Source organism: Mesorhizobium sp. B2-4-12, assembly GCF_006441575.1.
Lineage (GTDB): Bacteria > Pseudomonadota > Alphaproteobacteria > Rhizobiales > Rhizobiaceae > Mesorhizobium.
Genome location: NZ_VFVC01000064.1, coordinates 1 through 20,902, shown reverse-complemented (window position 1 = coordinate 20,902; position 20,902 = coordinate 1). Strand labels below are relative to the sequence as shown.

Genomic DNA, 20,902 nt, shown 5'->3' with positions numbered 1-20,902 from the left:
CTGAAGAAGGTGACCGGCTGCACCAAGATCAACACCGGCGCGCTCGGCAATATCGTGCGCCAGCTGCACATCCATGTCATTGCACGGTCTGAAGGCGATCCCGGCTGGCCCGGCCCGGTGTGGGGGCACGGCCTGCGCGAGCCGTATCAACGGTCCGATCTGCGCCGGTTTGCCGAAACGATAAGGGCGGCGCTATAAGCCTTTCCCGTGTCCATCCCAGAGCACCAGAGTCCCCATGAGCTTCCGCCTGTTTGACGCGCCAATGCGCGAGCCGAGCCAGTTTGTCGGCTTTGCCGGCAACACGATCGACCGGCAATCCGAGAAACGCGCCGACGATTCGGTCGACAGGGCTCTCGCGGATCCGACGGCGCGGCTGCTTTTGATGAATGGCGGCCGGCTGTACCTGAAATCCGGCAATGGCAGCGGTTTTGATCCCTGGTTCGGCGTCGCCGAAAGCCAGCCTTTCACGCCCTTCTTCGACCAAAGCGTGCTGCTCGGTTTTTCCGGACAGGGACCAGTGCTTGCCGTACCGGCGGGCATCGACGACGAACAGCTGTCCGAGACAGTCAAGGCGATCGACTACCGGTCGGTCTATATGCAGGGGCTGATCGACGAGGCGGCTGCCGGGGCAATGGCGCAAGGAGCCGCCCTGCTCGCCTGGCATGCCAGCCATCGCTTCTGCAGCAAATGCGGCACCCAATCGCAGATGCGGGCGGGCGGCTACAAACGGCATTGCCCGAATTGCGGCACCGAGCATTTCCCTCGCACCGACCCGGTGGCGATCATGCTGACGGCGACGCGGGAGAAATGCCTGCTCGGGCGTGGCCGGCACTTCGCGCCGGGCATGTATTCGGCGCTTGCCGGGTTCATCGAGCCGGGCGAGACGATCGAGGCGGCGGTGCGCCGCGAAACGCTGGAGGAGGCCGGCATCCGGCTCGGCCGCGTCGTCTATCATGCCAGCCAGCCTTGGCCGTTCCCCTATTCACTGATGATCGGCTGTTTCGGCGAGCCGCTCAACGAAGACATCCAGGCCGATCTCAACGAACTGGAAGACTGCCGCTGGTTCTTGCGCGACGAAGTGCGCTCGATGCTCGCCCGCGAGCATCCTGGCAACCTGATCACGCCGCCGAAAGGAGCCATCGCGCATCACCTCATCCGCGCCTGGGTCGACAGCGCATAGCGAATACTGAAAGTCATTGCAGGAGAGGCAAATGATCCGCCACACCGTCGTCTTCACGCTGAAGCATGCGCCGCACTCGCTGGAGGAAAAGTGCTTTCTGGTCGACGCCAGGAAAATCCTCTCGGCGATCCGGGGCGTCACCGATTTCGAACAGTTGCGGCAGGTGAGCCCCAAGAACGACTATCGGTTCGGCTTCTCGATGGAGTTCGCCGACCAGGCCGCCTACACCAGATACAACGATCATCCCGACCATGTCGCCTTCGTGCGTGACCGCTGGGTGCCGGAGGTCGAGAAATTTCTCGAGATCGATTACGTGCCACTGGGCGCGGTGATTTAATCGGCCACTTTCCACTGCTCGCGCGACTGGCTGGCCGGATAGACACCGAGAATCCGCACCTCGCGTGAAAAGAAGCGAAGCTCGTCCAGCGCCAGCTTGACCAGCGGATCGTCGGGATGGCCTTCGATATCGGCGTAGAAAAGCGTCGCCGTGAATGCGCCCAGCTGATAGCTCTCCAGCTTGGTCATGTTGATGCCGTTGGTGGCGAAGCCGCCCATCGCCTTGTAAAGCGCGGCCGGCACGTTGCGGACGCGGAACATGAAGGTCGTCATCATCCTGACGTCAGGTGACGGGCGCTCGGCCCACTGCTTGTTCTTGGTCAGGACGACGAAGCGGGTGACGTTGGAATCGGTATCCTCGACATTCTCCTCGATGATATCGAGCCCGTAAAGCGTCGCCGCTAGCGCCGGCGAGAGAGCGGCCATGGTGCGGTCCTTGACCTCGGAGACCATCTTGGCGGCGCCCGCCGTGTCGCCAGCGACGACCGCCTTCCAGCCGTTCTTGCGGATGTATTTGCGGCACTGGCCAAGCGCGTGGATGTGGCTGTGCACGGTCTTGATCTCGTCGCGTTTGACGCCGGGCAGCACCATCAGCTGGAAATGGATCGGCAGGAAATATTCGCCGACGATGTGAAGCCTCGATTCCGGCAGCAGGTGATGGATGTCGGCAACGCGCCCGGCGATGGTGTTCTCGATCGGGATCATGGCGAGATCGGCCTTGCCGGTCTCGACCGCGTTGAACGCGTCCTCGAAGGTCGGGCACGGCAACGGCTCCATCGAGGGATAGACGTTGCGGCAGGCGGTGTCGGAATTGGCGCCCGGCTCGCCCTGGAAGGATATTCTGTCGGTCTTTTCAGGCATGCCCAGATCTCGATTCACAGTGTCTCTGTTCGGAGGGATCAGTTTGAAAGGATGGTTCGGGCGCGCTCAAGGTCTTGCGGCGTGTCGACGCCAAGCGGCAGCGACTGGACGACCTCGGCGTCGATGCGCATGCCGGCTTCCAGCGCCCGCAACTGCTCCAGCCGCTCGCGGCGCTCGAGCGGCGACGGCTTCAGTGACACGAAGCGCTCAAGCGCGGAACGCCGATAGGCGTAGAGGCCGATATGGTGATAAAGCGGCCCCTCGCCCCATGGCGCGGTGGCACGGGTGAAATACAGCGCCCTTAGCCTCTTGGCGGACAGAGGCGAACCGACGACCTTGACGACGTTGGAATTGGTCTTTTCCTCCTCGCGTACGATCTCGACGCAGAGCGTGGCGATATCCACGGCCGCGTCCTCGAAAGGCCAAAGCGAGGCGGCGATGATGTCGGGATCGATGGTCGGCAGGTCGCCCTGCACATTGACGATCGTTTCGACCTCGCGCCGGGGATCAAGCTCGACCAGCGCCTCGTGGATGCGATCGGAGCCGGATTCGTGATCGACGCGTGTCATCACGGCCTCGAAACCATGCTCGCGCACCGCGTCGGCCACGCTTTGCGTATCGGTCGCCACCACCACGCGGCCGAGGCCTGCTTCGGCCGCGCGGCGGGCGACATGCACGATCATCGGGGCGCCGGCGATATCGGCCAGCGGCTTGCCCGGCAGGCGGGTCGAGGCCATGCGGGCGGGGATCAGGATCAAGGTGGACATGGCTATGGCAAGGCGTTCGAAAAGAGGAGGGGAAAAGTGGCAAAAGGTCTCACTGGAAGCGCCCTTATAGGTGTTGCAACGCCCGAGCAAAAGACCTAGTTTCCGCGCGATTTGACCGGCTCTGGAGGGCGGGTCTCGATACCGACGGACGGAGTGGACGGATCAGTCCGCCGGAAAAGGGAGCAAGGGGCGTATGGATTCCAACGAAGTCAACAAACTGCTCGCCGGATTGCTCGGAACCGTTTTCGTCGTCTTCTCGGTCGGCCTGGTCTCGGACGCGCTGTTTGCCTCGCCGGCTCCGGAAAAGCCAGGCTTCGCCATCGAGGCCGCGGAGCCCACCGAAGGCGGCGCTGCCGCCCCGGCCGCGGAGGCCAAGCCAATCGCCGACCTGCTGCAGAACGCCAATGTCGAGGCGGGCGCTGCCGTCTTCAAGAAATGCCAGGCCTGCCATTCCGGCGAAAAGGGCGGGCCGAACAAGGTCGGCCCCGATCTGTGGGACGTCGTCGACCGTCCGGTCGCCGAACATGAAGGCTTCGCCTATTCGGCCGGCATGAAGGAATTCTCCAAGGGCGGCACCGAGAAGTGGACCTACGACAACATCAACCACTTCATCACCTCGCCGAAGAAATTCGTGAAGGGCACGGCCATGGGTTTCGCCGGCCTGCCCAAGGACGAGGACCGCGCCAACGTCATCGCCTATCTGCGTACGCTGTCGGACAATCCCAAGCCGCTGCCGGCACCGGGTGCCGCCGCGGACGCTTCCGCGCCCGCCAAGCCAACCAGCGGAGCCGCTCCGGCAAAGCCGGCTGATGGCGCCGCACCGGCCAAGCCGGCCGCTCCCGCTGCACCTGCACCGGCGGCACCGGCGCCTGCCAAATAACCAAAATATCATCTCATGATCTTGAAAAAGCCGGGTTCAGCCCGGCTTTTTCGTTGAGATAACACCGGGTGCGGCGACAGAGCCGGGCGATTGCGGTTTTCACGCGCGCCAAATCATCTAGGATCGCCTTTCTGGATGATCTGGCATGTACCGCGAAGAGGATAGTGCATGACGATTGGCCGAATGCTTCTCAAGTCGCTGCTGGCGGCGGTCCTGCTGGCGGCGGGCTTGCAGACGACCCTGGCCGACGAGTGGCGGACCACCTCGTCGCTAATCGGCCAATCCAAATACGGCGACAACTTCCAGCACTATGACTACGTCAACCCAAACGCGCCCAAGGGTGGCACGTTGAATTCGGTGCTGCTCGGCACCTATGACAGCTTCAACCCCTATATCGTCCAGGGATCGCCAGCGGCCGGCCTGGTGGGATTCGGTGGCGGCCTGCTCTACGACACGCTGATGGAGCAGGCGACCGATGAAGGCAGCACCAGCCATCCGCTGATCGCAGACGCCTATAAATATCCGGCCGACTATTCCTCGGCGACCTACAGGCTCGACCCGCGCGCGAAATGGCATAACGGCCAGCCGATCACCGTCGACGACGTGATCTGGTCGTTCCAGGTGCTGAAGGCGAACAGCCCGCAATACAGTCGTTATTTCGAGAACGTCACTGATGCGGTCGCGGTCTCCGACCACGAGGTCGAGTTCCATTTCAACCAGAAGGGTAACCGCGAGCTGCCGAAGATCATCGGCGATCTCGCGGTACTGCCGAAGCACTGGTGGGAAGGCACGGATGCCAACGGCAAGAAGCGCGACGTCACCAAGCCGACTCTGGAAATCCCGCTCGGCTCGGCGGCCTACAAGATCGCCAGCTTCAAGCCGGGCTCGGAAATCGTCTGGCAGCGCGTGCCGGACTATTGGGGCGCCAAACTGCCGGTGAAGATCGGCCGCGAGAATTTCGACACGCGCCGATACACCTACATCCTCGACGACAATGCCGCCTGGCTTGCCTTCACCAAGGGCGGCCTGGAAGATATCAACCGGGAATACAGCTCCCGCAAATGGGCGACGGCCTACAATTTCCCAGCCATCCAGGCCGGCGACGTCATCAAGAAGGATTTTCCAACCCAGTCGCCACAACCGATGCAGGGCTTTGTCCTCAACCAGCGGCGGCCTTTGTTCCAGGACCGGCTGGTCCGGGAGGCACTGACTATCCCGTTCGATTTCGAGAGCATGAATCGCACCTTGTTCTTCGGCTTCAATACCCGCACATCAAGCTATTTCCAGGGGACCGAACTGGCATCCAGCGGCTTGCCGCAGGGCAAGGAACTGGAAATCCTGGAAAAATATCGCGACAAGTTGCCGCCGGAACTCTTCACGCAGGAATTCAAGTTGCCCGTCTACGACTCCCCGCAAGCGGAGCGAAAGTATCTGAAGCAGGCGGTCGATCTCTTCGCCAAGGCCGGCTGGGTCATCAAGGGCGGCAAGATGGTCAACACCAAGACAGGCGCGCCGTTCAAGTTCGAGATCCTCGGCTGGAATGAAACCGACCAGGTGATCGCCAGTCCCTACATCGCCAATCTGCGCAAGATCGGTGTCGATGCCTCGCTGCGCATCATCGATCAGACGCAATACATCAACCGCGTCAACAACTTCGATTTCGATGTCGTCACGGGCCTGTTCGGCCAGTCGGACTCACCCGGCAACGAGCAGCGCGATTTCTGGAGCTCGAAGGCCGCCGACGCACCTGGTTCGCGCAATCTGATGGGCATCAAGGATCCTACCGTCGACGCGCTGATCGACCGCATCATCTTCGCCACCGACCGCGATGATCTCGTCGCCGCCACCCATGCGCTCGACCGTGTCCTGCTGTGGAACTTCTACGTGGTGCCGCAATACCATCGGTCCGCGGTTTGGCTGGCCTATTGGGACAAGTTCAAGTTCCCCGACAAGCAGCCCGCCTATGTCGGTGCCGATATCGATTCGTGGTGGATCGACCTCGACAAGGAGAAGGCGCTGGCGGCCAAATACAAGGGCGGCAATTGATGGCGGCTCTTCCCCGCCGCGACTTTCTAGCGCTTGGCGCGGCTGCCGCTGCCGCGGCTCTGTTGCCCGCAAAAGCCTTCGCAGACATCGCGACAGGTACAAAACTGCATGGGCTCTCCGCCTTCGGCGATCTCAAATACAAGCCGGATTTCACCCATTTCGACTATGTCAATGTCGAAGCACCGGCTGGCGGTGTGTTCAACTTCGCCCCGCCGAACTGGGGCTACAACCAGGATACGCAGACCTTCAACACGCTGAACTCCTTCGTGGACAAGGGCGATGCGCCGCCGCGCATGGAGATGTGTTTCGATGCGCTGATGGTGCGGGCGCTGGACGAACCCGACGCCGTCTATGGCCAGATCGCCGACGGCGTGTCGCTGTCCGACGACCGCAATGCTTTCACCTTCTCGCTTCGCCCCGAAGCGCGTTTCCATGACGGCACGCCGCTGACGGCGCAGGATGCCGCTTTCACCTTCAAGCTCTACAAGGACAAGGGCCACCCCGACCTGTCGCTGTCGCTGACGCATCTGGTCGATGCCGTCGCCGTCGACGACCGCACGCTGCGGCTTACCTTTTCCGGCAAGCAATCGGCCCGCACCGTGCTCAATGTCGTGGAATTCCCGATCCTGTCAAAGGCCTTCTACACGGCCAACCTGTTCGACTCCTCGCAGTTGAACCCGCCGCTCGGCTCCGGCGCCTACAAGGTCGGGCGCTTCTCGGCTGGGGCATGGATCGAATATGACCGGGTGGCGGACTATTGGGGCCGCGACCTCCCGGTCAATCGCGGGCAGAACAATTTCGACCGCATCCGCATCGAGTTCTACCAGAACCGCACGGCCGGTTTCGAAGCCTTCAAGAAAGGCGAAATCACCTATCGCGAGGAATTCACCTCGCGCGTCTGGGCGACCGCCTATGACTTTCCAGCCCTGACTGCCGGCAAGGTCGTCAAGCACGAATTCCCCGCCGAAAAGCGGCCGACGATGCAGGGGACGGCGGTCAACCAGCGGCGCGAACAGTTTCGCGATCCGCGCGTGCGCCAGGCGATCGCGCTCTGCTTCGATTTCGAATGGACGCGACGCAACTTCTTCTACGGCTCGTACGAGCGTTCGCAATCCTGCTTCGAGAAATCCGATTTTCGTGCCGAAGGCCTGCCATCGCCGCAGGAATTGGCCCTGCTGGAGCCGTTGCGCGGCCAGCTTCCGGCCGAAGTCTTCGGCAAGGCGGTGACGCAGCCCGCGTCCGACGGCTCCGGCCGCGACCGCAAGCTGCTTGGCCAGGCGGCAAAGCTTCTCAACGCGGCGGGCTGGAAGCGGACGGGCGATTTCGTCGTCAACGACAAGGGCGGCAGGCTTTCGGCGGAATTCATGGTCGACGATGATACCTTCGTGCAGGTCTATTCGCCCTGGGTCGCCAACATGAAGGCGATCGGCATCGATGCCACGATCCGGCTGGTGGATTCGGCGCAATACCAGGCGAGACAGGCGACATTCGATTTCGATCTTCTGTCGGCCGCTTTCTCGTTCAGCGCCACGCCGACGCGCGACGATCTCGAAGTCTTCTTCCACTCCAGAACCGCCAACCTTTCGGGCTCGCGCAACCTGCCAGGCGTGTCAAACCCCGCTATAGACACGCTGATCGACGCGGTTGGGGCAGCCAAGGACCGTGAAAGCCTGACAGTCGCGATGCGGGCACTCGACCGGGTCTTGCGCGCGCGGTGCGATTGGATTCCTAGTTGGTTCCTGGCGAATCACCGAAGCGCCTATTGGGACATGTTCGGCTTTCCCGAGCAGAAACCCGATTTCGGTTTTCCGGTCGAGGCGCTGTGGTGGGTCGATAAAGGCAAGGCGGCAAAAATTGGCAAAGGCTGAGATCTCAGTCCAAAGAGGGCAGGAAGCCTGATGGGCGCCTATATCCTGCGCCGCATCCTTTTGATGATCCCGACCCTGTTCGGCATCATGGCGATCTCCTTCGCCGTCATCCAGTTCGCGCCGGGCGGCCCGGTCGAACAGGTCATCGCCAAGCTAACCAATCAGGGCGGCAGCGACCGCCTCGGCGGCGGTGGCGGCGATGCGGGCGGTTCCAATTTCGACGCCGCAGGCGACGTCGGCTCGAAATATCGCGGCGCCCAGGGGCTCGATCCAGAATTCATCAAGAAGCTCGAGAAGCAGTTCGGCTTCGACAAGCCGCCGCTCGAGCGCTTCGGCATGATGCTCTGGAACTATGCCCGTTTCGACTTCGGCAACAGCTATTTCCGCGATATTTCGGTGCTCGACCTGATCCTCGAGAAAATGCCGGTTTCGATTTCGATCGGACTTTGGATCACGCTGCTGTCCTACCTGATCTCAATCCCGCTCGGCATCCGCAAGGCGGTCAAGGACGGCAGCCCGTTCGACGTCTGGACCAGCGGCGTCGTCATCGTCGGCTATGCCATTCCAGGCTTCCTGTTCGGCATCCTCCTGATGGTGCTGTTTGCCGGCGGATCCTTCTGGGACTGGTTCCCGCTGCGCGGCATCGTCTCGGACAATTGGGATCAATTGTCATGGCCGGGCAAGATCGTCGACTATTTCTGGCACATGACCCTGCCGCTGACGGCGCTGGTGCTGTCGGCCTTCGCCACGACGACGCTGCTCACCAAGAACTCGTTCCTGGAGGAAATCCGCAAGCAGTATGTGGTGACCGCGCGCGCCAAGGGCCTGTCGGAAAGGCAGGTGCTTTACGGCCACGTGTTCCGCAATGCCATGCTGATCGTCATCGCCGGTTTTCCCGGCGCCTTCATCTCGGCCTTCTTCACCGGGTCGCTGCTGATCGAGAACATCTTTTCGCTCGACGGCCTTGGTCTGCTCGGCTTCAGGTCGGTGGTCGAGCGTGACTATCCGGTGGTGTTCGCCAACCTCTACATCTTCTCGCTTCTTGGACTGTTCATCGGATTGCTGTCCGACCTCATCTACACCTGGGTCGATCCGCGCATCGATTTCGAGCGGAGAGACGTCTGATGTCTGAGGCAAGCGTTACTGCGGGCGCGGTACCGGTCCGGATCCCACGGCCGTTTCTGTCGCCGCTCAACAAGCGCCGCTTGCAGAATTTCAAGGCCAACCGGCGCGGCTTCTGGTCGTTGTGGATTTTCCTGATCCTGTTCGTGCTGTCGCTGTTTGCTGAATTCATCGCCAACGACAAACCGATCATCGCCTCCTACAAGGGAGAAATCCTGTTTCCGGTGCTGGTGGCCTATCCGGAAGAAAAGTTCGGCGGCTTCTACGCCGTCACCGACTATCGCGATCCGGTGATCCAGGACGAGATCAGCGCCAACGGCTGGATGATCTGGCCGCCGATCCGCTACTCCTACCAGACCGTCAACAACGCCATTCCCGAAGCCGCGCCCGCAAAGCCGTCCTGGCAGTATGACGCCAAGACGCGCTGCAACCAGTATCCGAAAGGGGCTGATGATCCTGCCTGCATCGTCGGCAATTGGAACTGGCTGGGCACCGACGACCAGGCGCGCGACGTGTTGGCGCGCGTCATCTACGGTTTTCGCATTTCGGTGCTGTTCGGCCTGATCCTGACCGCCGGGTCGGCCTTGATCGGCGTCGGAGCCGGTGCCGTGCAGGGCTATTTCGGCGGCTGGACGGATCTGCTGTTCCAGCGCTTCATCGAAATCTGGTCGGCCATACCCGTGCTCTATCTGCTGCTCATCGTCGCCGCCATTCTGCCGCCGGGCTTCTTCATCCTGCTCGGCCTGATGCTGCTGTTCTCCTGGGTGGCGCTGGTCGGCGTGGTGCGGGCCGAGTTCCTGCGCGCCCGCAACTTCGAATATGTCAACGCGGCGCGGGCCCTCGGCGTGCCCAACCGCACCATCATGTTCCGGCATCTGTTGCCCAATGCCATGGTGGCGACGTTGACTTTCCTGCCCTTCCTGCTCTCGGGCTCGATCTCGACGCTGACCTCGCTCGACTATCTCGGCTTCGGTCTGCCGCCCGGCTCGGCCTCGCTCGGCGAACTGCTGAAACAGGCGCAGCGCAACCTGAACGCGCCGTGGCTCGGCATTTCCGGTTTCGTCGTCATCTCGCTGATGCTGTCGCTGCTGGTCTTTGTCGGCGAGGCGACGCGCGACGCCTTCGATCCGCGCAAGACGTTCAAATGAGGGGCAAACTGGCATTCGGAATGCTATATTCTCGGTATGGCAATTCGCATAAAAGTGGCCATATGCGTCAATTGGCGAAATGATTGGTGGCTGTGACCAGCGCATCACAAATGGCAGCCACGCCGCACACCCATGAGAGGACCTCGCCATGAATAAGGTCATCCTTGAGCATTATCCGGCATCGAAACTCCCCGATGAATTGCGATCGGGTATAGCCTTGGGTGCCTCGGTTACGGTTACTGTAGAAGAGGAAGCCAAAAGGCCTCTCGGCCGCGAACAATTGCTTGAACTTATGCAAAATGCTCAGACCAGCGCGCCGGGAACGAGCCTCGAAGAGGCTGTCGCACGCGTTCGTGCCCTCCGTGATGAATGGGAGGATTGATGGCCGCCTTCCGGCTTTATATCGATACGAACATTTTCATCTACGCTTTTGAGAACAATGATGCACTCGCAAAAAAGCTGCTTCAGCTCATTTCATTGAACGGGGATAGACAGCAGCCTTTCCTCGCGACAAGCGAGATCGTGCTGGCGGAATTGATGGTTGACCCTCTGAAAAAAGGCAACGAGTCGCTTGTCGAGCTCTATGACAATATTTCGATTGGCAACGCCTTTGTCTTAGTCGGGACGGTAACTCGCGAGGTTCTGTGGCACGCGGCACAGCTCCGTTCGAAATTCGTTTCTCTCAGGCTACCGGATGCGATTCACCTTGCCACGGCCATGCACTTCGGCTGCACGCAATTCCTGACGGCCGACACCAGGTTGAAAGATGCCTATTCTCTCGCGCCAGAGCGACTCGTTCCGCCTCAAATGACAGCGGAAATTTCGGTCATGCGACCGGAGATTGCCGCCCTGGACAAAGCTATCGCGGAAATTCAGGGATGAGTGCTCCCCTGCTCAGCGTACAGGACCTCAGCGTCGCCTTCAGCCAGGGCGGCGGCCAGTCCGTAGCCGTCGACCATATCTCCTTCGATATCGCCAAGGGCGAGACGGTGGCGCTGGTCGGCGAATCCGGCTCCGGCAAGTCGGTCTCGGCGCTGTCGGTGCTGAAGCTGCTGCCCTATCCCAGCGCCAGCCATCCGTCGGGAAAGATCCTGTTCCAGGGCGCCGACCTGCTGGCGATGAGCGAGAAGCAGTTGCGCCAGGTGCGCGGCAACAAGATCACCATGATCTTCCAGGAACCGATGACCTCGCTCAATCCGCTGCATACGATCGAGCAGCAGATCGTCGAGATCCTGAAGCTGCACCAGGGCATGGCCGACCGCCCGGCCAAAGCGCGCACGCTTGCGCTGCTCAACGAGGTCGGCATCCGCGATCCGCAGAAGCGGCTCGACGCCTATCCGCACCAATTGTCCGGCGGCCAGCGCCAGCGCGTCATGATCGCCATGGCGCTGGCCAACGAACCGGAACTCCTGATCGCCGACGAGCCGACGACGGCGCTCGACGTCACAGTCCAGGCGCAGATCCTCGAACTGTTGGCCGGCCTCAAGAGCCGCAAGGGCATGTCGATGCTGTTCATCACCCATGATCTCGGCATCGTGCGCAAGATCGCCGACCGGGTCTGCGTGATGACCAAGGGCAAGATCGTCGAGACGGGACCGACCAAGGACATCTTCGCCAACCCCCAGCACCCCTATACGCGTCACCTCCTGGCCGCAGAGCCAAAGGGCAAGCCGCCGACCGCCAATGCCGGCGCCAAGGCGGTGATGACGGGCAAGGACATCAAGGTCTGGTTTCCGATCAAACAGGGCTTCTTCCGCCGCACGGTCGATCATGTGAAGGCGGTCGACGGCATCGACGTCACCGTGCGCGCCGGCCAGACGCTGGGCGTGGTCGGCGAATCCGGATCGGGCAAGACGACGCTCGGCCTGGCGCTGGCGCGCATGATCTCCTCGACCGGAACCATCCAGTTCAACGGACGCGACATCAACCAGCTCACCTTCAACGCCATGAGGCCGCTCAGGCGTGAATTGCAGATCGTCTTCCAGGACCCGTTCGGCTCGCTCAGCCCGCGCATGTCGATCGCCGAGATCATCGAGGAAGGCCTGAAGATTCACGAGCCGAAGCTCTCAGCCGACCAGCGCGACGACAAGGTGGCCGCTGTGCTGAAGGAGGTCGGCCTCGATCCAGCGACCCGCAACCGCTATCCGCACGAGTTTTCCGGCGGCCAGCGCCAGCGTGTCGCGATCGCACGCGCCATGGTGCTCAACCCGCGTTTCGTCATGCTGGATGAGCCGACATCGGCACTCGACATGAGCGTGCAGGCACAGGTCGTTGACCTCTTGCGCAGCCTGCAGGCCAAGCACGACCTCGCCTATCTCTTCATCAGCCACGACCTTAAGGTCATCCGGGCGCTGGCCAACGACGTCATCGTCATGCGCAACGGCCAGATCGTCGAAGCCGGTCCTTCCGAACAGATTTTTGGAAAGCCGCAAACGGACTATACTCGGGCGCTCATCTCGGCCGCCTTCAAGATAGAGACGGCGCCGGCCGGCATCGTCAGCGAGTGATTGGCATAAAAGGGACTAGACGAACCACGATGGAAAAGGGCCGTATCCTGCTTGCCGTCACCGGCTTTCATCCGCAGCGCTGGCGCGACCTGTTGTCGGCCGAGCGCGAGGTGGTGCTGGAGCCGGACGGCGCCAAGGATCCATCGATCACCTATGCGGTGGTGTGGAAGCAGAAGCCGAATATTCTGGCGTTGCTGCCCAATCTGCGCGCCATCTTCTCGATCGGCGCCGGCGTCGACCATATCTTCGCCGATCCCGGCCTGCCCGATGTGCCGATCGTCAGGATCGTCGCCGACAACCTCACCCAATACATGACCGAATATGTCGTCTGGCGGGTGCTCGACCACCATCGTCAGGGCCTGCTCTACCGGTCGCAGCAACCGAAGAAGATCTGGCACGAGGCGCAGCAGAGGCCGGCCGGCGACATTTCCGTCGGCATTATGGGGCTGGGCAATCTCGGCCGCGCCGCGGCCTCCGTGCTTCTGTCGCTCGGCTTCGCGGTCAATGGCTGGTCGCGCACCGACCGGCCCATGCAAGGGGTCGCGACCTATTGCGGCGAGGCCGGATTGGTCCCGTTCCTCAAGGCGACCGATATACTGGTCGTGCTTCTGCCGCTGACGCCGGACACGCAGGGTATCATCGACTACAGCCTGCTGAAGGAACTGAGGAAACGCAACGGCCTCGGCGGCTCGGTGCTGATCAACGCCGGACGCGGCCGCTTGCAGAAGGACACCGACATCGTGCGGGCGCTGGACGACGGCACGCTGAAGGAGGCGAGCCTCGACGTCTTCGAGGTCGAACCGCTGCCGAAGACCAGCCCACTGTGGAAGCATCCGAAAGTGTTCGTCACGCCGCACGCCGCGGCGACCTCCGATCCGGTCCACCTGGCGCCGATCATGCTGCGCCAGATGGACGCCTTCGAGCGCGGCGAAAAGCTGGAGAATCTGGTGGACCGCAAGGCGGGATATTAGCCAGAGATTACCCTCATCTGGCCAGGTTAGCCAGACAGCGCGAGCTTCTTCTGCTTGCCCGGCTTGCCGCAGTCGCGGCGGTCGATGGACCGGTTCATGGCGTCGATCTCGCCTGACGCCTTGTCGCTGTCGCGCTGGGCCTTGGTGCGTATGTCGGGCATGAACGGGCCGAAGCCCATGGCGGGATTGGAGAAGGTCGGCTTCGCGGTCGTCGGAAGGTTGTGTTGCTGCGCCAACCCATTGCGCTGCGCCAGCAGTTGATCGCATGGCACGCTGTCATACTGCAGCGAGGACTGGATGTTGGCGTCCTGGCGCGCCGACATCGAATTGCCCACGCAGCCGGCCGTCGCCAGGCAAGATGCCAAGACCATCATGTTCCAGCGCATCCGATATGCTCCTCCAGATATCCCGCCCTGATGCGACCAGATCGCAAATATTAGTCGCACGCAAATCCGACTTTTTCGCAGCGGCGCCGCCGCATGATCCGCACGTCATGCGGTGTGACCTTTTCGGGCCACGACAGCCAGCCCGTCGACGGGCTGGCGGCGATCCTGCCGGATGGTTGTCGGTTTCAGCGTCAGGATCGAAAACCCATTGGCCTCGAGTATGCGCCTGACATAGCTGTCCGAGTGTGCATAGCGCCGGGAGGGTTGCAGAGCGAAATCGCCGCCATCCACCAGGCTCTCGACCGAGAAGACAAATAGGCCATCGTCGGCGAGCAGGCCGGCGACTGTCGCCACCATGCCCTCCAGCGCGCCGATGTAGATCAGAACATCGGCTGATGTCACCAGATCGGGCTTCTCGCCCGAATAGGAAAATCGCTGCAGATCCGCTTTGGTCAGCGCGTCATAAATGCCTTTCGCCCGCGCTTTCCTCAGCATGCTGGCGGAGATGTCGACCCCCTCCAACCGGTCGACGATCGGCCTCAGCCTCTCGCCCATCAGACCGGTGCCGCAGCCGAGGTCGAGCGCCAGGCGGAAGCGCCCCGGCCTTGCCTGGCGGATGATCGTGTCGAGCACATCGGGCAGCCTATAGTCGAGCTTGCCGACCAGCATGTCCTCGAACGTCTCGGCGTAATGGTCGAACAGCGTTTCGACAAAGGCGCTGGGGGGCGTCGCGCAGTCCGGACTTTTGCCGATCAGATGCAATTTGAGAGCCGCGCCCTGGCGATCGGCCGGATCCAGTTTCAGCGACGTCTTCCAGGCCTGCGCCGCGAGGTCGGGTCTGCCTGATGCCTCTTGCATCTCGCCAAGACGGAACCAGCCCATTGCCCATTGCGGCGCCAGTTCGAGCGCACCAAGCAGCAGTTCGGCCGCCTCGGCGTGATCGGCCGAGGCAAAGAGCATCTCGGCATAGTCGGCACGACGATCGGCGTTCAAATCGCCCGACGAGGTCTGGAGTGGCTTCATAGTGATAGCGGGTTCCGCCGGCCGAGGCGGCCGGGCCGCCACCTCTGTAAAGCAAAGCATGCCTGGGAGTCAGCAGTCTCCGGCAGCGGGCTTCCCGAAGCGGAATTATATCCTATCTTGGGACGATGCGCGCCAGCGACCTGCTTTGCCCCCGGCCCGAAGGCCTGTACTGCCCGCCGGGCGATTTCTTCATCGATCCGGTGCGGCCGGTGAACCGCGCGCTGATCACGCACGGCCATTCCGACCATGCGCGCTCGGGCCACCGCTCGGTGCTGGCCACGCAGCAGACGCTCGACATAATGGGCCTGCGCTATGGCGAGGATTTTGCGGGAACGACCCAGGTGGCACCGCTCGGCGAGACGATCATCCTCGACGGCGTCAGCGTCAGCTTCCATCCGGCCGGCCATGTGCTGGGCTCGGCGCAGATCTCCGTAGAACATCAGGGCACGCGCATCGTCGCTTCCGGCGACTACAAGCGTCAGAAGGATGCGACCTGCGCGCCGTTCGAGCCGATCCGCTGCGACGTGTTCATCACCGAGGCGACCTTCGGCCTGCCGGTGTTTCGCCATCCACCCGACACCGAAGAGATTGCCCGCCTTTTGAAATCGGTGGCGCAGTTTCCCGAACGCTCGCATCTGGTCGGCGCCTATGCGCTGGGCAAGGCGCAGCGCGTGATGCGGCTGCTGCGCGATGCCGGCTACGATAGGCCGCTCTACATCCATGGCGCGCTGGCCAGGCTCAGCGACTATTACCAAAGCCAGGGCATCGACCTGGGAACGCTGGAACCGGCGACGGTGGAAAGCAGCAAGGAGGATTTCGCCGGCGCCATCGTGGTCGGCCCGCCAGCGGCCTTCGCCGACCGCTGGGCGCGGCGCTTCCCCGATCCGATCTCGTGCTTCGCGTCGGGCTGGATGCGCATCCGCCAGCGCGCCAAGCAAGGCGGCGTCGAACTGCCGCTGATCATATCGGACCATGCCGACTGGGACGAGCTGACCGCGACCATCAAGGAGACCGGCGCCGACGAGGTCTGGGTCACGCATGGCCGCGAGGAAGCGCTGGTGCGCTGGTGCGAACTCGAAGGCATCGCCGCCCGGCCGCTGCATCTGGTGGGCTATGAGGACGAGGGCGATTGACGGCATGAACCGCTTCGCCGAACTCCTCGACCGCCTGGTGCTGACCCCGTCGCGCAACGGCAAGCTCACTTTGCTCACCGACTATTTCCGCAGCGTCGAGGATCCCGATCGCGGCCTGGCGCTGGCCGCCATCACCGGCGATCTCAACATCGCCGCGGTTAAACCGGCGATGCTGCGCATGCTGGTCACAGAACGCATGGACCCTGTGCTGTTCGGCTATTCCTACGACTATGTCGGAGATCTCGCCGAGACAGTGTCGCTGGTCTGGCCGCAGGCCCCTGGCAAAATCCCGAACCGCGAGCCGACGCTCGGCGAGGTCGTGGCCAGGCTGCAGGCGGCGAGCCGATCCGACGGACCCAAGGTCCTGGCCGGGCTGCTCGACAGCGCCGGCATCTCGGCGCGCTTCGCCATCATCAAGCTGGTCACGGGGGGATTACGCATCGGCGTTTCGGCGCGGCTCGCCAAACAGGCGCTGGCGGATTTCGGCGAGGTCGATGTCGCCGAGATCGAGGAGTTGTGGCACGGCCTGTCGCCGCCCTACACCGCGCTGTTCGCCTGGCTGGAAGGCAAGGCCGACAAGCCGCGGAACACGGCAATGGCGCTGTTCCGCCCGGTCATGCTGTCGAACCCGGTCGGCGACGGCGATCTCGAAAAGCTCGACCCCGCAGACTATGCGGCCGAATGGAAATGGGACGGCATCCGTGTGCAGGCGGTAGCGGAAGGCGGCAGCCGCCGGCTTTATTCGCGTACGGGCGACGATGTCTCCGGCGCTTTTCCCGACCTTGCCGACGCCATGAATTTTTCCGCAGCGCTCGATGGCGAATTGCTGGTCGGCGATCCCCGAGAGGCGACAGGAACCTTCTCGGATCTGCAGCAGCGGCTGAACCGCAAGACGGTGACGCCGAAGATGCAGCAGCAATATCCGGCCTTCATGCGCTGCTACGACGTGCTGCAGATCGGCGCCGAGGATTTGCGCGCACTGCCCTTCCGCGAGCGGCGCGGACGCCTTGAGGCTTTCGTAAAGACGCTCGATCCGGCCCGATTCGATCTGTCGCCCTTCGTTGAGTTCACGGATTGGCAGGTGCTGGAGGATCTGCGCCGGGCGCCGCCGCATCCGATCATCGAGGGCGTGATGCTGAAGCGCTGGGATTCGCCCTATGTCGCCGGGAGGCCCAAAGGCCCGTGGTTCAAATGGAAGCGCGATCCGCACACGGTCGACGCCGTGCTGATGTATGCCCAGCGCGGCCACGGCAAGCGGTCGAGCTTCTACTCGGACTATACGTTCGGCGTCTGGTCGGGAGCCGAGGGCGAGGAGGAACTGGTGCCGGTTGGCAAGGCCTATTTCGGCTTCACCGACGAGGAACTCAGGCAGATCGACAAATATGTCCGCGACAACACGGTCGAGCGTTTTGGGCCGGTGCGGTCGGTGCGGGCCGACCGCGACAATGGGCTGGTGCTAGAGGTGGCGTTCGAGGGACTCAACCGCTCGACCCGGCACAAATCGGGCGTCGCCATGCGCTTTCCCCGCATTTCACGGCTGCGATGGGACAAGCCGACCAACGAGGCCGACCGCATCGAGACGCTGCAGGCGCTGCTCGACCGCTAAGCAATTCCAGCGTGCAGCCGCTTCCCACCCGGAATTACCCAAAGCAACGAGTTAGAGCGGGTCAACGATTCCATCAAACGCTGAACCGCTCTAACTGCTCGCAACTACGGTTCGATCGACACGCGGATCTCGTAGATGTTGACCGCCTTGCCTTGTTTGTCGAAATCGGAATTGACGGCGATGGTTCCGGCCGAGCCCGGATGCTTGTTGGGGAACTGCACGTCGAACAGATATTCGTTGCGCTGCTGGCCGACCGCGTAGCGCTTGCGGCCGCAGTCGCCGAGCTCGCCGAAATTGCAGTCGACGGAGATCTGCGTGTCCTTACCGTCCTCGGCACGGGCGATGATGTCGAACACGGCATGCTTGCCGGCGAGCCTCTCCAGCACGCCCTGCCCGACGTCGAAGGCGATCGCCGAGCCAGAGGCGCCGGACTGGATGCGCAGGAATGAGCCGGTGTCGTCCTTCATAACCTCTGCCTTGGCGTCCGAGGGGGCGGCGACATGTGTCGGGTCGTTCGGTGAGAACACATCGATCCAGTCACGCGACTGGTCCGGCGCGCCCGGCTTTGCCGGCGCGTTGGCGCCGTCGGCCGGCGTGAAATCGTCGCCCTCGACGGTCGGCGGCGCCTCCGGCGGCGCTGTATTGAGCTGCGCCGCCGTCTTGAACACGCCGGTCTGCATGGCGAAAAACAGGCCGATGCCGATTGCCGCAAGCAGGGTCACCGTGAAGAAGATCGCGGTCAGCGGCAGGCGTCGTCCGCGAATGCGCCTTTCATCGCGGTCCGGCGCCACTTCGGTCGCGGCTCCCGGCGCGGCGGAGGCTGCGATGTCGATAGCATCCGGCATGATGTCGGGAACGACCGGCAGCACGCGCGAGCGCGCCGCGTCGGATGCCGGGTGCACAGGCTCGTCCACTGTGAAGGCGAGCGATGGGGCTTTCTGTCCCGTCTCGACCGCCGGCGCTACGCCGGCCGTAGGCCCGGCCACCGGTGCGTCGATCTGCGGGGCGACGTCCGGCACCGCCGGCAGGAATTCGGATTCGATTTCGGTGATCTTCGCCTGGATCGCCTTGCGGCGCTTGATGGCGGCTTCCACGGTCACGCCGGGATTGGCCTGGAGCGCGCGGTCGAGCGCGGCAAAGGCCGACCGATAGACCCTCTCGCGGAACGCGCGGTCCTCGGCATTACCCTTTTCCAAGGCGTTCCGGATCGCTTTTTCGATCGCGTCCAAGCGAGATCCCTCTGCAATTTGTCCAACCCTGCGTGATGGTTAGCCGCAGGCGACCAATCAATCAACGGGCGGACGGCCGCATTCTGCCTCGACAGCGTGTCCAAAGTCCATCTTGGCGATGTTCCGGCAAACAAAATCGGACCCTGTCGGCGATTTTCACGCGCAAGGACGGGCAAACCGTGCCGCAAGACCGATCCAAGGCCGGCTTTCGATCCTGGCGGAAGCCCGTGCAGAATTGCCAAGTCGCATCTTGAATTCGCAGCCGGTTGAGGCTATCACCCAGCCCATCTTGGAGGCCTTGGCCTCCCGGGCCGCTTTAGCTCAGTTGGTAGAGCACATCATTCGTAATGATGGGGTCAGGTGTTCGAGTCACCTAAGCGGCACCAAAACTCACCTTGGCTGATCGCCTCGCCGGATTTGTACCGCAACGGAAAAGACTCCAGCCTGCGCCTTCTGCCCAAGAGACCGAGTTTTCCAACCTCATCGACGACGACACTCGCGCACCGGACCGCGCGGACCTGTCCGCTGAGGAGCGCATAGCCATCGAGCCGCGAAGAGCCGCGAATACATGCCCGGCTCCTTTGCGGCGGCAATGGCTCGATTAGCGACCACTCAAAATCCGTCGGCTCAAACCGGCGACGCATCAAAAGGCTGCCCGCCGGAGCCATGAATCACCATTTGCTCATCTGGCAAGCGGTTTTATGAGTTTACGGCCCAGACCACGCCTTGTAGATTGAACACATGGCGCTCCGACGTATGGACAACATAGGCATCGTCGTCGATGACCTCGAAGAGACGATTGCTTTCTTTCTCGAGCTCGGCCTTGAGCTCGAAGGGCGGGCCACGATCGAAGGAGAATGGTCCGGACGTGTCACTGGGCTGAGCGATCAGCACGTCGAGGTTGCCATGATGCGCACGCCGGACGGCCACGGCCGGCTTGAGCTCTCCCGCTTCCTCACGCCGCCTGCCGTCGCGGATCATCGCAACGCCCCGGTCAACGCTCTCGGCTACCTCCGCGTCATGTTCGCCGTGGATGACATCGACGACACGCTTGAACGGCTCCGCAAACGCGGCGCGCAGCTCGTAGGCGAAGTCGTCCAGTACAAAGACGTCTATCGGCTCTGCTACATTCGTGGGCCCGAAGGGCTTCTCATCGGACTCGCCCAAGAACTCAACTGAGCGCGATACGACGACAGGGCCTGCGAGCGGGGCCGGCTACCCCCTGAGGATCAGGATCGAGCGCGAAGGATCGCGACGCCCGCCACGCATATCCGCCATTGTCGAGACTCATGTTTGATGTGAAACTCCCGGCGTCAGCATGGAGGCCCAAAATGTCCAACACTTTCAAGACCGGAGACGTCGTCAGGCTGAAGTCGGGAGGTCCGAAGATGACGGTCAGCGACGGCGCGGCTTCCGGCACGTATATGTGCCATTGGTTCAACCGTGAGGGCGATGTCTGGACCCCGCAACATGCGGGCTTCAAATCGGACCAGCTGGTGGCCGCCGACCAATCCACATAATCCCAGCCCGACCGCCACCAACAATAGTGGCCTTGCCTGGCGTGGATTCAGATCGCGTCGGGCGCCGTGTTACGGCGACCGTTCCAACACCGACCGCCACTGCCGACAAATCGGAACAGGCGGCACAGGCGACCGACGGATTTCTCTCGCCGCGGCGTTTAACGCTTGAAGCGTGACCATGGCACGGGCCGTGGCCGACGCCCCAACCGGAGACGCCAGAGCATGATACGCCGTTCGATCCTTGCCGCTGCCTTGAGCCTGTCGACCGTGGCAGCTTTTGCCCAGACGGCGACGCAGCCCCCTGCTCCTGCTCCTGCTC

Annotated in this window: 21 protein-coding genes and 1 tRNA gene; 17 read left to right on the top strand and 5 right to left on the bottom strand. The window is 62.6% G+C overall.

The window, feature by feature from the left end; translation table 11 throughout:
* The 3 genes from FJ934_RS25955 to FJ934_RS25945 all read left to right on the top strand — a co-directional run.
* A partial coding sequence (locus FJ934_RS25955; protein ID WP_140613268.1) for an HIT family protein occupies positions 1-198 on the top strand: 198 nt, incomplete at its 5' end.
* Between the two features lie 37 nt (positions 199-235).
* A complete protein-coding gene (gene nudC, locus FJ934_RS25950; RefSeq protein WP_140613267.1) occupies positions 236-1,180 on the top strand; it encodes an NAD(+) diphosphatase in 945 nt (314 codons plus the stop codon).
* Positions 1,181-1,211: 31 nt separating this feature from the next.
* A complete protein-coding gene (locus FJ934_RS25945) occupies positions 1,212-1,517 on the top strand; it encodes a Dabb family protein (RefSeq protein WP_140613266.1) in 306 nt (101 codons plus the stop codon).
* Here the strand turns inward: FJ934_RS25945 and FJ934_RS25940 are convergent.
* Positions 1,514-2,377: a prephenate dehydratase gene (locus FJ934_RS25940; protein WP_140613265.1), complete on the bottom strand. Its 864-nt coding sequence runs from the start codon at positions 2,375-2,377 to the stop codon at positions 1,514-1,516. The genes FJ934_RS25945 and FJ934_RS25940 overlap by 4 nt on opposite strands.
* Positions 2,378-2,415: 38 nt before the next feature.
* Positions 2,416-3,144, bottom strand: a complete 729-nt coding sequence (locus FJ934_RS25935; protein ID WP_140613264.1) for a 3-deoxy-manno-octulosonate cytidylyltransferase — start codon at positions 3,142-3,144, stop codon at positions 2,416-2,418.
* Positions 3,145-3,337: 193 nt separating this feature from the next.
* Here FJ934_RS25935 and FJ934_RS25930 point away from each other — a divergent pair, with 193 nt between their 5' ends.
* The 9 genes from FJ934_RS25930 (at position 3,338) to FJ934_RS25890 (ending at position 13,686) form a co-directional block, all read left to right on the top strand.
* Positions 3,338-4,024: a cytochrome c family protein gene (locus FJ934_RS25930; protein ID WP_140613263.1), complete on the top strand. Its 687-nt coding sequence runs from the start codon at positions 3,338-3,340 to the stop codon at positions 4,022-4,024.
* Positions 4,025-4,192: 168 nt separating this feature from the next.
* On the top strand, positions 4,193-6,070 hold the full coding sequence (locus FJ934_RS25925) for an extracellular solute-binding protein (protein WP_140613262.1): 1,878 nt from the start codon (positions 4,193-4,195) through the stop codon (positions 6,068-6,070).
* A complete protein-coding gene (locus tag FJ934_RS25920; RefSeq protein ID WP_140613261.1) occupies positions 6,070-7,938 on the top strand; it encodes an extracellular solute-binding protein in 1,869 nt (622 codons plus the stop codon). The genes FJ934_RS25925 and FJ934_RS25920 overlap by 1 nt, the downstream gene beginning before the upstream one ends.
* 30 nt (positions 7,939-7,968) lie before the next feature.
* On the top strand, positions 7,969-9,063 hold the full coding sequence (locus FJ934_RS25915; RefSeq protein WP_140613260.1) for a microcin C ABC transporter permease YejB: 1,095 nt from the start codon (positions 7,969-7,971) through the stop codon (positions 9,061-9,063).
* On the top strand, positions 9,063-10,208 hold the full coding sequence (locus tag FJ934_RS25910) for an ABC transporter permease (protein WP_140613259.1): 1,146 nt from the start codon (positions 9,063-9,065) through the stop codon (positions 10,206-10,208). The genes FJ934_RS25915 and FJ934_RS25910 overlap by 1 nt, the downstream gene beginning before the upstream one ends.
* A 148-nt stretch (positions 10,209-10,356) precedes the next feature.
* Positions 10,357-10,590, top strand: a complete 234-nt coding sequence (locus tag FJ934_RS25905; protein WP_140613258.1) for a hypothetical protein — start codon at positions 10,357-10,359, stop codon at positions 10,588-10,590.
* Entirely contained in the window at positions 10,590-11,090 is a 501-nt protein-coding gene (locus FJ934_RS25900) for a PIN domain-containing protein (RefSeq protein ID WP_140613257.1), read from the top strand. The genes FJ934_RS25905 and FJ934_RS25900 overlap by 1 nt, the downstream gene beginning before the upstream one ends.
* A complete protein-coding gene (locus FJ934_RS25895; RefSeq protein WP_140613256.1) occupies positions 11,087-12,715 on the top strand; it encodes an ABC transporter ATP-binding protein in 1,629 nt (542 codons plus the stop codon). Before FJ934_RS25900 ends, FJ934_RS25895 begins: the two co-directional genes overlap by 4 nt.
* Positions 12,716-12,744: 29 nt before the next feature.
* Positions 12,745-13,686, top strand: a complete 942-nt coding sequence (locus FJ934_RS25890) for a glyoxylate/hydroxypyruvate reductase A (protein ID WP_140613255.1) — start codon at positions 12,745-12,747, stop codon at positions 13,684-13,686.
* A 26-nt stretch (positions 13,687-13,712) separates the two neighbouring features.
* On the opposite strand, the gene FJ934_RS25885 is transcribed toward FJ934_RS25890, so the two are convergent.
* Entirely contained in the window at positions 13,713-14,072 is a 360-nt protein-coding gene (locus tag FJ934_RS25885) for a hypothetical protein (protein ID WP_140613254.1), read from the bottom strand.
* A 105-nt stretch (positions 14,073-14,177) separates the two neighbouring features.
* Positions 14,178-15,095 (bottom strand): methyltransferase domain-containing protein, encoded by a 918-nt coding sequence (locus FJ934_RS25880; RefSeq protein WP_140613253.1) that lies wholly within the window; start codon positions 15,093-15,095, stop codon positions 14,178-14,180.
* A 125-nt stretch (positions 15,096-15,220) separates the two neighbouring features.
* Between FJ934_RS25880 and FJ934_RS25875 the strand changes: the two genes are divergently transcribed.
* Both FJ934_RS25875 and FJ934_RS25870 read left to right on the top strand, forming a co-directional pair.
* Positions 15,221-16,228 (top strand): ligase-associated DNA damage response exonuclease, encoded by a 1,008-nt coding sequence (locus FJ934_RS25875; RefSeq protein WP_140613252.1) that lies wholly within the window; start codon positions 15,221-15,223, stop codon positions 16,226-16,228.
* A 4-nt stretch (positions 16,229-16,232) separates the two neighbouring features.
* Positions 16,233-17,834 carry a cisplatin damage response ATP-dependent DNA ligase gene (locus FJ934_RS25870; protein WP_140613251.1) on the top strand — a complete coding sequence of 534 codons (1,602 nt, stop codon included), beginning with the start codon at positions 16,233-16,235 and terminating at the stop codon, positions 17,832-17,834.
* 104 nt (positions 17,835-17,938) lie between these two features.
* Here the strand turns inward: FJ934_RS25870 and FJ934_RS25865 are convergent, their stop codons facing one another.
* The gene (locus FJ934_RS25865) at positions 17,939-19,063 is read right to left on the bottom strand and encodes a hypothetical protein (RefSeq protein ID WP_140613250.1); all 1,125 of its coding nucleotides are present in this window, start codon (positions 19,061-19,063) and stop codon (positions 17,939-17,941) included.
* Positions 19,064-19,373: 310 nt separating this feature from the next.
* On the opposite strand from FJ934_RS25865, the gene FJ934_RS25860 reads away from it, so the two are divergent.
* The 3 genes from FJ934_RS25860 to FJ934_RS25850 all read left to right on the top strand — a co-directional run bounded on the left by FJ934_RS25860 (position 19,374) and on the right by FJ934_RS25850 (position 20,583).
* Positions 19,374-19,449, top strand: a tRNA-Thr gene (locus tag FJ934_RS25860).
* A gap of 355 nt (positions 19,450-19,804) precedes the next feature.
* Positions 19,805-20,242: a VOC family protein gene (locus FJ934_RS25855; RefSeq protein WP_140613249.1), complete on the top strand. Its 438-nt coding sequence runs from the start codon at positions 19,805-19,807 to the stop codon at positions 20,240-20,242.
* A gap of 152 nt (positions 20,243-20,394) precedes the next feature.
* The gene (locus tag FJ934_RS25850) at positions 20,395-20,583 is read left to right on the top strand and encodes a DUF2158 domain-containing protein (RefSeq protein WP_140613248.1); all 189 of its coding nucleotides are present in this window, start codon (positions 20,395-20,397) and stop codon (positions 20,581-20,583) included.
* The last annotated feature ends 319 nt before the right edge of the window (positions 20,584-20,902 follow it).